Origin of the sequence: Streptomyces sp. NPDC029041, assembly GCF_040637515.1 — a bacterium.
Classification (GTDB): domain Bacteria; phylum Actinomycetota; class Actinomycetes; order Streptomycetales; family Streptomycetaceae; genus Streptomyces.
Genome location: NZ_JBEZWO010000022.1, coordinates 13,032 through 25,879, shown reverse-complemented (window position 1 = coordinate 25,879; position 12,848 = coordinate 13,032). Strand labels below are relative to the sequence as shown.

At 68.0% G+C, this 12,848-nt stretch carries 16 protein-coding genes; 8 read left to right on the top strand and 8 right to left on the bottom strand.

Going from position 1 to position 12,848, the window contains the following annotated elements; all coding sequences use genetic code 11:
* The first annotated feature begins 21 nt into the window (after positions 1–21).
* The 4 genes from AB0F04_RS35730 (at position 22) to AB0F04_RS35715 (ending at position 2,186) form a co-directional block, all read left to right on the top strand.
* A complete protein-coding gene (locus AB0F04_RS35730; RefSeq protein WP_362049903.1) occupies positions 22–357 on the top strand; it encodes a metalloregulator ArsR/SmtB family transcription factor in 336 nt (111 codons plus the stop codon).
* Complete coding sequence (locus AB0F04_RS35725) at positions 357–1,070, top strand: cation transporter (RefSeq protein ID WP_362049900.1); 714 nt, start codon at positions 357–359, stop codon at positions 1,068–1,070. Before AB0F04_RS35730 ends, AB0F04_RS35725 begins: the two co-directional genes overlap by 1 nt.
* 276 nt (positions 1,071–1,346) lie before the next feature.
* The gene (locus AB0F04_RS35720) at positions 1,347–1,589 is read left to right on the top strand and encodes a DUF5302 domain-containing protein (protein ID WP_362049897.1); all 243 of its coding nucleotides are present in this window, start codon (positions 1,347–1,349) and stop codon (positions 1,587–1,589) included.
* A 225-nt stretch (positions 1,590–1,814) separates the two neighbouring features.
* A complete protein-coding gene (locus AB0F04_RS35715) occupies positions 1,815–2,186 on the top strand; it encodes a transposase (RefSeq protein ID WP_362049894.1) in 372 nt (123 codons plus the stop codon).
* Between the two features lie 278 nt (positions 2,187–2,464).
* Here AB0F04_RS35715 and AB0F04_RS35710 read toward each other — a convergent pair whose 3' ends face one another.
* On the bottom strand, positions 2,465–2,701 hold the full coding sequence (locus AB0F04_RS35710; protein WP_362049891.1) for a hypothetical protein: 237 nt from the start codon (positions 2,699–2,701) through the stop codon (positions 2,465–2,467).
* Between the two features lie 236 nt (positions 2,702–2,937).
* Here AB0F04_RS35710 and AB0F04_RS35705 point away from each other — a divergent pair, with 236 nt between their 5' ends.
* Entirely contained in the window at positions 2,938–3,093 is a 156-nt protein-coding gene (locus AB0F04_RS35705) for a hypothetical protein (RefSeq protein ID WP_358587022.1), read from the top strand.
* A 277-nt stretch (positions 3,094–3,370) separates the two neighbouring features.
* On the opposite strand, the gene AB0F04_RS35700 is transcribed toward AB0F04_RS35705, so the two are convergent.
* The 7 genes from AB0F04_RS35700 to AB0F04_RS35670 all read right to left on the bottom strand — a co-directional run bounded on the left by AB0F04_RS35700 (position 3,371) and on the right by AB0F04_RS35670 (position 9,842).
* The gene (locus tag AB0F04_RS35700; protein WP_362049888.1) at positions 3,371–3,523 is read right to left on the bottom strand and encodes a hypothetical protein; all 153 of its coding nucleotides are present in this window, start codon (positions 3,521–3,523) and stop codon (positions 3,371–3,373) included.
* 865 nt (positions 3,524–4,388) lie between these two features.
* Complete coding sequence (locus AB0F04_RS35695; RefSeq protein WP_362049885.1) at positions 4,389–4,997, bottom strand: nuclear transport factor 2 family protein; 609 nt, start codon at positions 4,995–4,997, stop codon at positions 4,389–4,391.
* A 185-nt stretch (positions 4,998–5,182) separates the two neighbouring features.
* A complete protein-coding gene (locus AB0F04_RS35690) occupies positions 5,183–6,259 on the bottom strand; it encodes a maleylacetate reductase (RefSeq protein ID WP_362049882.1) in 1,077 nt (358 codons plus the stop codon).
* Positions 6,243–7,175: a dioxygenase gene (locus AB0F04_RS35685; RefSeq protein WP_362049879.1), complete on the bottom strand. Its 933-nt coding sequence runs from the start codon at positions 7,173–7,175 to the stop codon at positions 6,243–6,245. The genes AB0F04_RS35690 and AB0F04_RS35685 overlap by 17 nt, the downstream gene beginning before the upstream one ends.
* A gap of 363 nt (positions 7,176–7,538) precedes the next feature.
* Positions 7,539–8,477 (bottom strand): VOC family protein, encoded by a 939-nt coding sequence (locus AB0F04_RS35680; protein ID WP_362049876.1) that lies wholly within the window; start codon positions 8,475–8,477, stop codon positions 7,539–7,541.
* Positions 8,474–8,899 (bottom strand): YciI family protein, encoded by a 426-nt coding sequence (locus AB0F04_RS35675; protein WP_362049873.1) that lies wholly within the window; start codon positions 8,897–8,899, stop codon positions 8,474–8,476. The genes AB0F04_RS35680 and AB0F04_RS35675 overlap by 4 nt, the downstream gene beginning before the upstream one ends.
* A 283-nt stretch (positions 8,900–9,182) precedes the next feature.
* Positions 9,183–9,842 (bottom strand): GntR family transcriptional regulator, encoded by a 660-nt coding sequence (locus tag AB0F04_RS35670; RefSeq protein ID WP_362049870.1) that lies wholly within the window; start codon positions 9,840–9,842, stop codon positions 9,183–9,185.
* Between the two features lie 130 nt (positions 9,843–9,972).
* Between AB0F04_RS35670 and AB0F04_RS35665 the strand changes: the two genes are divergently transcribed.
* The 3 genes from AB0F04_RS35665 (at position 9,973) to AB0F04_RS35655 (ending at position 12,844) form a co-directional block, all read left to right on the top strand.
* Positions 9,973–10,488 carry a flavin reductase family protein gene (locus AB0F04_RS35665; RefSeq protein WP_362049867.1) on the top strand — a complete coding sequence of 172 codons (516 nt, stop codon included), beginning with the start codon at positions 9,973–9,975 and terminating at the stop codon, positions 10,486–10,488.
* Between the two features lie 58 nt (positions 10,489–10,546).
* Positions 10,547–11,728, top strand: coding sequence for an acyl-CoA dehydrogenase family protein (locus AB0F04_RS35660; protein ID WP_362049864.1), 1,182 nt, complete (start codon positions 10,547–10,549; stop codon positions 11,726–11,728).
* 99 nt (positions 11,729–11,827) lie between these two features.
* Entirely contained in the window at positions 11,828–12,844 is a 1,017-nt protein-coding gene (locus AB0F04_RS35655; protein ID WP_362049861.1) for an amidohydrolase family protein, read from the top strand.
* Positions 12,845–12,848: the final 4 nt, after the last annotated feature.

Here is a 12,848-nt window from a genome sequence, read left to right as displayed (position 1 = left end):
AATCCGTGTACTCTTGTGGGTGTGCTGACCGTTGCCTCCGACGTCGACGTGCTGGCCCGCTTCGGCCGCGCGCTCGCCGACCCGATCCGCTGCCGGATCCTGCTCTTCCTGCGCCAGGCCCCCGCCTATCCGGCAGACCTCGCCGACGCGCTCGGTATCTCCCGTACCCGCCTGTCGAACCACCTGGCTTGTCTGCGGGACTGCGGACTGGTCGTCACCGTGCCCGACGGCCGCCGCACCCGCTACGAACTCGCAGACGAACGCCTCGGTCACGCCTTGGATGACCTGCGCACCGCCGTGGTGGCCGTGGAGGGCGACCGCACGTGCGTCGACGCCGACGACCAGGGGTGCTGCTGATGGCCGTGACGATATCCGTCGGGCCCTCACCCGCCCGCCGCGACGTCCTCGCCAGACGCATACGGCTGCTGGTGGCGGCCACGATTTCCTACAACGTCATCGAGGCGGTCGTCGCCATCACCGCCGGCACCCTCGCCTCCTCCACCGCTCTGATCGGATTCGGCCTGGACTCCGTCGTCGAGGTTTCCTCCGCCGCCGCGGTCGCCTGGCAGTTCTCCGCAGCCGACCACGCCGTACGGGAAGCGCGCGAGCAGCGCACCCTGCGGATCATCGCGATCTCGTTCTTCGCCCTCGCCGCCTACGTCACCGTCGACGCCGTCCGCACCCTGACGGGCACCGGCGAAGCCGAACGGTCCATCCCCGGCATCGTGCTCGCCGCCCTGTCGCTGGCGGTCATGCCCTTCCTGTCCGCTGCCCAGCGCAAGGCCGGCCGCGAACTCGGCTCAGCATCCGCGGTCGCCGACTCCAAGCAGACCCTCTTGTGCACGTACCTGTCCGCCGTGCTCCTGGTCGGCCTGATCCTCAACGCCACCCTCGGCTGGACCTGGGCCGACCCGATCGCCGCCCTCGTGATCGCCGCCATCGCCGTCAAGGAAGGCCGCGACGCCTGGCAGGGAAAGGGCTGCTGCGCACCGTCCGCAGCCGCGGTGGCGCCGAAGCCCAGCGCCGAGGCCGATGCCTGCGGCTGCCGGCCCGGCTGCGACTGCTGCTGAGCGAACCCGGAGCGATTCGTAACCGGTACCCAGGTACAGGTTTACCGCCGAGATGTCCCCGCCCGTCCCGGGCACGGCACGACGACCAGCCTGGTCACGGGATCGACAACCCTCGGTCCGGCCCGAAGCCGTCTGTGCGCCTCACCTGCGAAGTCAACGCCTCTGGCTGCTAGTGGAGATACCCGCCGAAACGGAACAGGATGACGTTGTCAGGGCCTCGCACTTCGCTCGGCATGACAAGCTGTGCTTGCCCATCCCCGAACCCAGGAGGTCACCATGACCGCAGAGCCCGTACCCACGGAAGGTTCGGAGCCGGCTGCCCCGGAGACGCCCCCTTTGGCGCCGGACAGCGATGGCAACTACGACCTCAAGCGAAAGTTCCGTGAAGCCTTGGCACGCAAGCGCGGTGCGCAGGCGGACGCCACTGATATTGCCGCCAAGTCCGGTGCGGCGAAGGTACGTTCGACGCACGGCCCGGCTGCGAGCCGGCGGTCGTTCAGGCGCAAGAGCGGCGGCTGAGTCGATGAGTCCCGCGATCTGACCCCTTCACCGGCGCTCGCGTCATCCACTCGCGTGTCCGGTGCAGTGGCCCGCGACGTGCGCATGCCTGTGCGCGCGTCGCCGGCGGGGGTAGCCGGCGGACTTGCCTGAGGGAATGGCCCAGATGCGGTTGGCCGGGGTCGACGCCGGTGCGGATGGCGAGATCGGCGTCGGCCCGCAGGCGAGGCTCGTCTTGCCCGGCTCGTGGAATGCCATGCCCCGCAACTGCTCGACTTGGTGGGGATCGAGCCGGATGCGGCGGTCACGTTGCTGATCACGGTCGGGGACAACCCGGAACGGCTCGACAGGGAGGCGTCCTTCGCTGCGCTGTGCGGTGTCAGCCCTGTCGAGTGCTCCTCTGGGCGCCGGCAGTTCCGTCGCCTCGACCGCGGCGGCGACCGGCAGGCCAACGCCGCGCCCCATCGCGTCGGGTTCACCCGTCTGCGGGTCGACCCGCGCACTCAGGACTGCCACGAGCGCCGGATCAGGGAGGGCAAGACCCGGTGCAAACGTTCGTTGCCTCAAACGCCATGCGGCCCGGGAGGTCTTCCACCTGGCCGAACAGCCACAGCCTGATACGGCGAGACCCCACCGAGGTCCGTCCGGACGGGATCTCTGCGCGGATCCGTGAGGCCGAACGCGGCGGCGCACACGATGCGGTTCGGCTCCTCACTCAGTCAGGTTCCTACGCTGCTTGTGGGACGACGGATTTGCGATCGCATCCGCTGTCGACATTGCAGCCGTGAGACGACGAAATCCCGCGGGGAGGCAGAGCGGGGCTGGCGCCAGAAAAGTCTCGTGTCAGGGACCATTGAAGCTCCGCCGTGGCTGCGACCACGGACCGACCCGGAGTTTCAGTGCCCCATCACCGTGGTGAGGGGGCCGTGCTCATGCGCGCAGCTCTCGCCGGAGCCGCAGGTGTCCCAGGCAGGGAAGGGGACGGAAGCGGGCAGAGCTACGCCTTCCTGCATGAGGCAGCCGTTCTGGTCGGCCCGCAGCGGCTCCGCGTCCATCTGGGTGCCGATGAAGACGATTTCCTGCGCATATGGGCTGGCGTTGTCACGAGCAGAGGAAGGCTCGAAGCGAGCCACCGAACCGAACCGTCCGGGGTGGAGGGGCTCCCGGAGCAGAGGACGGTCGAGGAGATGGCGTACTGAACAAAGTTTCGAAGGAAGGCGTGAACATCGTGTCGCCGGGCACAAGGGCTATCGCACCGAGGTCCTGAAATTCGGAGCTGGTCGGGATCTTCCCACCGAGGGACGAACTCAGGCCCTTGCGAAGCTCATCCGCACACGCGCCTGAGCCGGAATTGACGATGGGGTTTAAAATGATCATTCTTGGCCTGATTCTGCTGATCATCGGCCTGCTTGTCGGCATGGGTCTGCTGACGACGATCGGTAGCATCCTCATCCTGGTTGGCGCCATCCTGTGGATCCTGGGTGCGACCGGTCGCGCGGTCGGTGGACGCAAGCACTTCTTCTAAAGTCAGGGCGCCTCACCAACTCTCCGCGGCGAGTGACGGTCCATGACTCCCTCTGCGTCGGGAAGTCCACACCGTGAGGAGCTTCTGGACCACTCGAGGCCGGGACGAGGTGAGAGCCCGGCCGGAGAGACAGCTGGGAACCCGTGGGCGGGGCCATGCGCCGCCCACGTCCTGTCTCGTGGGCGATGAGTTTGCCCTGAGCCGGGCGCTGACCGTAGGTCGTCGAGCGCAGAGCCTGGCTGCGGCTGAGGCGGATGCTGCCGCTTTGGGCGTCATTTCACTTGGCCAGCCGGCGGTGCACGAAAAAATTGTCGACGGACAGGCTCTTCTCCACGACGTAGCCCGCAAAGTACTGCGCGCCGTACGTCCACCCCGCCAGTGGGCGCACCGTGCCCAGTACCAGATCGACGGCAAGCAGCGCCACGATCACGGCGATGCCTTGAGCCCGATCACGCTTGCGATGACCAGGGTCAGGAACACATCACCTTCCACGCACTGACCGTTTCCTCTCCTGTGAGCCCGTCCACGCTCGCGATCAAGGCCACGTCGAAAACGAGGGACGGCCCGAATCTGGGCAAGCCCTCGGACTTGCCGAGGGATGCGGCCCAGACGGTTTCCAGAACACCGGACCGCGCGAGAATCAGCCATGAGATTGGAGCCTCCTGCGGCCCGGCTCGTCGAACACCACGCCCCTCAACGACCCCGACAACGCCACGAACGTCACCCTCTCCCACAGCGGTTTCACCCCGTCGTCAGCCACCCCGACCGTCTACGCGTACCTGAAGAACGCCACCTCGATCACGTCGGCCACGAAGGGCAGCGCGACCACCCAGACCGTCCCGGCCTATTCGGTCGTGGTGCGGCGGCCGTATCTCGTGGTTCCAGATGCCTTGCAGGTTCGCGGGTGTTCCGCCCCGTCGGGAGCTGGGGAGCATGTCGTCAAGGCCGGTGACGAGGTCATGGTGGTCGTCACCGAGGCCGACCGGGAGCGACGCAGGCCGGTTCTCTCGATGACAGAGTGCATGCGACCACCGGTGACTCCTCTACGCCCCCTCGACGGTTCCTCGTGTGAGCCTTCCTGGGCGTGCGAGGGCTGGAGGTGCGCGACTGCACGGCCGCGCACCTCCAGCCCTCGTCATTCAACTGCCTTCCCGCGCGGTGGACTCGGATCCAGCGCGGCGCACTGGCCAACGCCGCCTTCACCGACGACGGGCACCTCGAACGCCTTGGCCAGTTCAATTGCCTCGGCCGCCCGGAGCAGGCAGCTAGGGCAGGTATTCCCTGCACGTTCCCCGTTACGCAGGCGTACCGGGTTGCTCGGAACCCCTGAGCCAGGCGGCGCCCTCGGCGTAGAGCCGCTCGACAGAATCCCCCACCAGGCCGGGCAGACCGGGCTTGACCGTGAAGCCGGCCTTCGTCTGGAGATAGCCGAGATGGCGGTAGCCGACTGGGAAGCGGGAGAGCAGTTCCGGGTCGAGTTTGACAGTGGCGGCGGGGTCGACGACGTCGAGGCGGTCCTTCTCATAGATGGGCTGCCTGCGCACGATCGTCCACTCGCCGTTGCCGTCCCGCGACAGGAAGTCGTAGAACCTGCCGGTGCACACCACGTCGACCGTGACGCCGTCGACCTCGGCTCGCTGGCTGATGGTCATCTTGGTTTGGGCGACGGCCCGTTCCCCCGCCACGTCGGAGGTGTGGCCGCCCAGGAAATGCAGGATGCTGACTCCGTTGTCGAAGCCGTGCTTGCTCGCGGCTATGAACTCGGCGGCGGGACCCTGGAGCCAGGTGGCGCTCATCCAGCCGTCCGGATGCCAGACGGTGGCGAACCGATCCCAGTCGCCTGCGTCCCGCCACAGCGCCCAGTTCTCCACCAGCTGCCTGATCTTGGTCTGATCCGTGTTCATCGAGATCTCCATGTAATCGGTGCATTGATTCGTCGCCGAAACGCGTTGTGGGGGCCGGCCCGGCGGTCGTGCTCCCGTCCGCTCATGCGGCGACGTGCATCCGGTGCACGCCAGGAGCAGGGACGTGACACGAGGAAAGCCCGCGCCCCGCGTCCCCGGGAACTCACCGTCTTCTGGGTGAGCGTTCAGTTGTCACGACGGGTCAGTTGCGACGGGTCCGCGCCGTGCCATGCTGCGCGCAGCAACTGCCGCAGGCCGTCGTCGGTGACCTTGCGCGGGTTGCTTGCCGGTACCACCTCCTGGATCGCGGTCACGGCGTGGTCGATGTCCGCCTCGTCGAACCCGAAGTCGCGGAGGGCTCGCGGTGCGTCCACCGTGCGCCGCAGCGCTTGCAGGCCGTCGAGAGCCGTCGTGGCGCCGAACGCTTCGGCGATCCGTCGCTCGGTATCGGGAGCGGCGGATGCGTTGAAGGCCAGTACGTAGGGCAGTACGACCGCGTGAGTCTGGGCGTGAGGGAGGTTGAAGGCGCCGCCCAGGACGTGGCAGATTTTGTGGTGCAGGCCCGAGCCCGCTGAGGAGAAGGCCACCGCGGCCAGGTAGGTGGCGTACAGCATTTGTTCACGCCCCCGCAGCCCGGTCGGGTCGGCGGCGACCGCCGGCAGGCCGGCTGCCAACGCGCGCACGCCTTCCACCGCGAGGGCCTGGTCGATGGGGTCGGTTCGTGGCCCCCACATGGCGTCGACGCAGTGGGCCAGGGCGTTCAGGCCCGAGGCGACAGTCAGCGCAAGCGGCAAGGACAGCGTCAGCGTGGCGTCGTACACGATCGAGCGGGGCAGGACCCGTGCGTCCACCCCGGTCGTCTTGCGGGCAGCTTCGGTCAGGCCCCAGACGCTGGTCGCCTCCGAACCCGCGTACGTGGTGGGTACGGCGACGATCGGGATCCCGCTGGTCAGCGCGACCGCCTTCGCGAGGCCGGTCGTGGACCCCCCGCCCACGCTGACCAGGACGTCGACCTCGTGCTCGACCGCGGCGGCGCGTGCCCGTTCGGCGCAGGCGACCGGGACGTGCATGACCACTTCGCGGTGGTGGAGTACGACGGGCACGTCCGCGGTCACCTCGTTGGCGAGGTCGGCCTCGTCGGCCGACGCGATCACCATGACTCGCGAACCACCCAGCCGTTGTACCTCGGCACAGATCGTGGCCGGTGCTTGACCGGTTGCGAAGCGGACGCGTTGGGCCAGCGTCTCATGCTCGAATCGCACGGGAGCCCCCCTTTTCCGCCGCCGGGTCCTTCGGCAGCACGATGTCGAACCGGACGCGTGACCAGCTCCGCCCGGCCAGGTCTCGTCCGCCCGGCACCGGCGTGTCGGTTGCCTGCCGTTCGAAGCGCTTGACGAGCGAGTGCTTGACGCCGAACACCGCGTCGGACTCCAGCAGGTCGTCGCCCTCGACGAAGATGTGGGTGACGAGCGTGCGCAGGCCGGGCGAGGTGGCCTTGAAGTGCAGGTGGGAGGCGCGCATGGGCGAGCGCCCGGTTTTCCCGAGAAGGTGTCCCACCGGTCCGTCGTGGGGGATGGGGTACGGCGTCGGGGTCAGGCCCCAGAAGGAGTAGCGGCCCCGGTCGTCGGTGTACAGATGGGCGCGACCTGTGAGGCGGTCGTCCTCGTATTGCACGTCGTACAGGCCGTCCTCGTCGGCCTCCCACACCTCCAGGCGCGCTCCGGGTACCGGATCGCCGTCGGTGTCGAAGACAGTTCCCTCGACCCAGCACGGTTCCCCGGGGGCGCCGAACGCCATGTCGCCGCCCAGTGGTATCTCCGGAGAGCCGTCGACGAAAAACGGGCCGAGCACGGTGGCCTCGGTCGCGTCCCCGGTGGCCTGCTGGTTGACGTTGATGGTCTGCATGGAGGTGCCCAGGACGTCGGACAGCAGCACGAACTCCTGGCGACGGTCGGTGGTGATGTGACCGGCCGCGGTGAGGAAGTCGATGGCGTACTGCCACTCCGCCTCGGTCAGTCGGACCTCACGGATGAAGTCGTGCAGATGCCGCACCAGCGTCTGCATCACTTCCTTCAACCGGGCATCAGGTGTCCCGTCGAAGGACGCCAGTACCTTGCGGACCAGTTGGTCTTCGACCTCACGTTGCTGGTCCGACACTGCGGGAGGAGTGGCGGTCATGCGGTGTTTCTCCTGTCGTCGGCATGGCTGTGGAGAGAGGCGAAGCGGGCGGTGTTCACCGGAGCCCATGAGCGGGCCTCTCTCCGTCCCCTTTGATGTGTCCGGCGGAGCCCTGCGCCACTGTCTGATCCGGGCCGTGGGGCACGCGGTTGCTCTGGCTCAGGTGTCGACGTCGTAGCGGAGGAGGGTGCCGCGCGCGTCATGTTTTCCCCTTCGCCCAGCGCAGTGTGGACGTCGGCGGGAGTCGCGCGGAACGCGGTATGGCATACGGCAGTACGGCCGCGGGGGTCGGGCCGGAGGGCGGCATGTCCGGGCGTACGACGAAGTCGTTCTGCGTGGCCGGAGTGAGGGTGTGGGAGTCGGTCAGACCGGGGGTGCCACGAACAGTCCGCGGTCGGGGTCGTTGACGGCCTGGCCCTGCATCAGCTCCTCCATGGGGTTCGCGGTGCCCCATTGGTCGTCGGACTCGCCGTTGGTGGAGTCGTAGACGGTGGGGTGCCAGGTGTCCTCGTCGACGATCTCCAGTTCGGTCGTGTACTCGACGACGTTGCCGTGCGGATCGCGCCAGTAGGAGTAGGCGTTGTCCCCGGCGACGTGCCGGCCGGGGCCCCACAGCATCTGGTGTCCGGCCTGGAGCAGCCGACCGGTGCCGCGCATGAACTCGTCCAGTCCGCGCAGCTCGAAGGACACGTGATGGAGTGAGACGTGAGGTCCACGGGCGAACCCAAGACTGTGGTGCTGCGGGTTGATCCGCATGAAGTGCATGATGTCGGGGCCGCCGGGCACACACAGGCTGTCGCTGAGCCGGAATCCGAGGTGCTTCTCGTACCAGAGCCGGGTGCGGCCCGGTTCCTCGGAGTTGAGCACGACGTGGGAGAGCCTGACCGGGATCGACTCGCGCTCCTCGATGCGGCGGTGGCGGCGCGCGGCGACGTCGGCCGAGACCTCGACGGTGCGTCCGTCGCAGTCGAAGAAGCGGAAGCCGTAGCCGTCGCCCGGGGTCTGCAGCTTGCCGGGTTCTGACACCAGCTTGACGCCCATGGAGGCGAGCCGCTGGGCCAACTGGTCGACGGCCACCGGGGAGGCGGCTCCGAAGGACACCAGGTCGAGCCGTTTTTCCGAGGCGCGGCGAAGCCGGATGACGTACTGCTCCGGGCTGCCCTCGGCGGCCAGGAACGACATACCGGAGTCCTTCTCGACCGGCGTGAGGCCCCAGTCGCCGGAGAAGAACGCCAGCTGGCGGTCGTAATCCGGGACGGCCAGGTCGACATGGCGCAGATGGGTCAGCAGGTTCTCGGTCATGGGGTGCTCCTTACGAGGTCCAGCGGTGCGGGCGGCCCGTCCAGTCCGCCGGTCTGCTGCGAGATGTCGATGTGCACCGCGAACCGACCCTGATTGAGCTGCCACGGACGGACGGTGAACACGCGTAGTCCATGTCTGTGGAGCGGTTCCTCGGCGGCCAGCGCGTGGGCCGCCGCCTCGGAGTCGGCTCGCAGGAGGTAGAGGGCGCTGTCGCCCGGCCGGCCGTCGTCATCGAGATAGGGGCCCCCGGCGAACAGCAGGCCGCGGCGCTCCCAGCCGATGATGTGGCGCAGGTGCTCGACCATGTACGGGCCGGTGTCGCCGGGATCGGAGCCTGGTGCGGGGCTGCTGTGGCAGGCCCACAACCGCAGGCCGACGAAACGTGCCGTCAGCGCTGCGGCCTCAGCCTCGGAGTCGGACATGGGACTCTCCGTGAGTTGATGGATGGCCCCGGAGGGCCGGGTGGCTTACGAGGTCTTGCCTTCAGGGCTCCGAGGAGTGGCCTGCCCGGCTCTCGAACGCTCCGGCAGTGGGGGTGACTCGCGGGATTCGGATTGGTGAATCCGACCCCGCGCGAGTCACCCGGCCCGCTTCAGTCGTGTGCAGTGCATGCGTCGGCGCGGAGCCCGGCGGCGAGCCGGGGAAGGCAGACACGGCGTAACGAGCTGAGACGCCCGGATGCGTACAACCGACACCATCGGCGCATCAGCGTTCCTTGTCCGGGTCGCCGGCCCATTCCTTGGAGTGCGTCTGGTGGCACTCGGCGAATCGATAGGCCGCCTCCCCGTCACCGGTCCGGATGGCGGCCAGGATGTCCCGGTGCTCTTGCTGCAGCTGGGGAAGCATGTCCAGCGGCCGCGGGTAGCGGAAGAAGACGGCGAGGTCCCAGGCCTGTTCCGTCAGCACCTCAAGACGCGGGTTCTCGGCCGCCGCGACGACGGCACGGTGGAAGGTGACGTTCACGCGGTCGAACGCTTGAAGGTCGGCGTTGGCGACGTGCGTGTCAAGTTCATCGCAGATGTCCTGCAGCCGGTCCAGGCCGGCGGGCGTGATCCGTTCGGCGGCCACCTTCGCGGCGAAGGCGTTGAGGGCGATCATGATGTCGATGTGGTTGTGGACGTCTCGGACGCTGGGGACGATGACCCGGCAGCCGACCTGGCTGACGACCTCGAGGAAGCCGGCACCCTGGAGGCGGGCCACGGCGTCCATCACGGGGCGCCTGCTGACCCCGAATTCCTCGGCCAGGGTGTAGGTGGACAGGACTTCGCCGGCCTTCCGCTCTCCGGCGAGCAGTTGTCGACGCAGTTCCTCGAAGACCAGGTCGGCCTTCGAGACGCGGGGAGTGGAGGGCTGCAGGAGAGTCATTGGGGGTGTCCACTGTGGTCGGAGGTGGGGCGAACAGCTTGACGGTTTGCTTGGTGAAGGGTAGGAACAACTGAGATACTAGAACAATACCGCAGTGGAAGGTAGGTGGAACGAGATGCCTGGGAGCGGAGTGGACGCAGACCGGAAGTTCCGCAACGCGATGGGCCGGTTCGCGACCGGGGTCACGATCGTGTCGGTGGCGGTCGACGGTGAGGTGCACGGCATGACCGCCAACGGCTTCATGTCGGTGTCGCTCAGTCCGCGCCTGGTGCTGGTCTCCGTGCGCGAGGAGGCCCGCATCCGGGCGCTGCTCCAACGCAGCGGGACCTATGGAGTGAGCGTGCTCTCCCGCGAGCACAGGCTGGCCTCCGACCACTTCGCGGGTCGCCGTGCGGCCGAGCCGCCCGCCGACTTCGTCGAACTCGCCGGTGTTCCGGTCGTGGCCGACGCGATCACTCGCATCGCGGCCCGCATCGTGGCGATACACCCGGCGGGCGACCATCTGCTCTACGTCGGCGAGGTGATGGAGTTCGCCGACGAGCAGCAGGGAGAGCCGCTGATTTTCCACGGCGGCCGCTACCGCGAACTGGGAGCAGACGCGGACGCCCCGGTGGTCTGGCATGGGTTGCCGCACGCCTGGTTCTGACAGATACTAGTATCTCAGCTTTGCTTTTGTCGGTGAGCCCCTCACGGAAGAGCCAACAATGACAACCACAGCAGTGCCGCCGACCGCGGCCGCCGCGGACGACGTCCTCAAGCAGGTCCGTGCGATCCTGCCGACGCTGAGCAGCAACGTCGACCAGGCGGAAGCCGATCGCAGGCTTCCCGCGAGTTCGGCGAGGGCGATGATCGATGCCGGCCTGGCTCGGGTGCTGGCCCCCCGCAGGTTCGGCGGATACGAACTGCCCCTGACCACCTGGCTGGACCTCGTGCGGGAGATCTCGGCCGTCGACGCCTCGCACGGCTGGTGCGCGAGCCTGCTCGTCCACCACCCGCACTACGTCGCCCAGTTTCCCGAGGCGGCACAGAAGGAAGTGTGGGCGAACGGCCCGGACGTGGCCATCGCCACCGCCATCGCACCCGTGATCGCGGTGACCGAGGCCGACGGCGGTTACCGGCTGTCCGGCCGGACCGCCTGGGCGAGCGGCGTCAACCACGCCGACTGGTCCATCGTCGCCGGGATGCTCCCCGGCACGCACCCGCCGGAGCACACCTTCTTCCTGGTCCCCGCCTCCGACTACACGGTCGAACAGACCTGGGACACCGTCGGCATGCGGGGGACCGGCAGCGACACGATCGTCGTGGAGGACACTTTCGTCCCCACGGCTCGTGCGCTGAAGCTGTCCGACATCCGCGAGGGCAAGGCGCCGGGCGGCGAGCTCCATGCGCCGTCGTACTACCGCACCCCGTGGGTGACCTATGCGCCGGCCACCTTCGCGGCGCCCATACTCGGGGCCGCCCAGGGCGCGCTGGACCGGTACCTGAACTCGACGGCGCGGCGCGCGTCCGCGCAGGGCGGCCGGGTGGCGGATTTCGCAGGCGGGCAGTTCAAGCTGGCGCAGGCGGCCTCGAATCTCGATGCGGCGGAGCTGCTGATCCGGCGCGCACTGGAACTCTCCGGATCCGGCGCGGAGATCAGCCTCGAACTGCGCGCCCGGTGCACCCGCGACTACTCCCGCGCCGCGCAACTGGTTCTGGCCTCCGTCGACCTGCTCATGGGGATGAGCGGTTCCAGCGGCTTTGCCGTCGACCAGTCGATCCAGCGGGTGTGGCGGGACCTGCACCTGGCGGCGAGCCACGTCAGTCTCAGTCCCGAGCAGAACTTCCAGCACTGGGGGCGGACCCGCCTCGGTCTGGAACGCCCGTCCGGGCTTGCGATGTACTGAGCGCGCACTCACACCATCCTGATGTGCCGGAGCCCACCATTCTTGTGCCGGTTCCATCGTCCATAAGACACGCAAGGCCAATCTAAGGAGCCAGTAGTCGTGCGGATCGACGTCCATACCCACTATCGGACTCCCGACTACCTCCGAGCGATGGAGGATCTCGGGGCGTTCGAGAAGATTACGGCCTACCGGATTCTCCGTTCCCAGATCCGACCACTCGTCGGTGTCATTCCAGACCATGAGCACGTGGTGGCGCGGCTTGCGGACATGGACGCGGCGGGCGTCGACATGCAGATGCTGAGCATCGGCGCGTATCAGCCGTATTTCTCCGAAGCGGTCACCGCTGCCAAAGCCGCGCACCTGACCAACGACATGCACAATTCCCTGGTGCAGCGGCACCCCGATCGTTTCGGTTTGTTCGCGTGTCTTCCTCTGCCGCATGTCGAAGAATCCCTCGCAGAGCTCGCGCGCTGCCTCGACGTGCTGCACTGCACGGGTATCAACCTCGGTTGCTCCGCCGACGGACGGCCCATTGACGACCCGCATTTCGACGAGGTCTGGGCCGAACTCGACCGCCGTCACGCCGTGGTGTTCCTCCACCCGGGCACGGAGGACCAGGTGCTCATCGGGAGCCAGGAATACCATCTCGCGCCGGATTTCGGCGCCCCGGCCGAACTGGCGGTGACCCTCGCCAGGCTTGTCATCGCCGGTCACACCACCCGTTACCCGAATGTGCGCATCATCGCGGCAATGACCGGCGGGGCGTTGCCGCAGCTGCTGGAGCGGTACGAGCACGGGCTGCGCCAGAGCAATCCCGAGATCGCCGAGGCTCTCGGTGGGGTGGGCGTGCACCTCAGAAAGCTTTACTACGACACCAGCATTCTCGAAGAGCCCGGCGTACTCGAAGCGGCTGCGGACCGGTTCGGGGCCTCGCGCCTCGTGCTGGGAAGCGACTTCGGACGCCCCACGATCACCTCCGAGGGAGCCGTGTCCTACGTCCGGTCGGCGCCCTTCCTGAGCGAGGCGGAGAAGTCCGCCGTTCTCGATCACACTGCGGCCGCGTTGCTCGGACTGCCCCGGGCGGTCAACACCGCTGAGAGTGCCAACGGCCAGTGAGCTA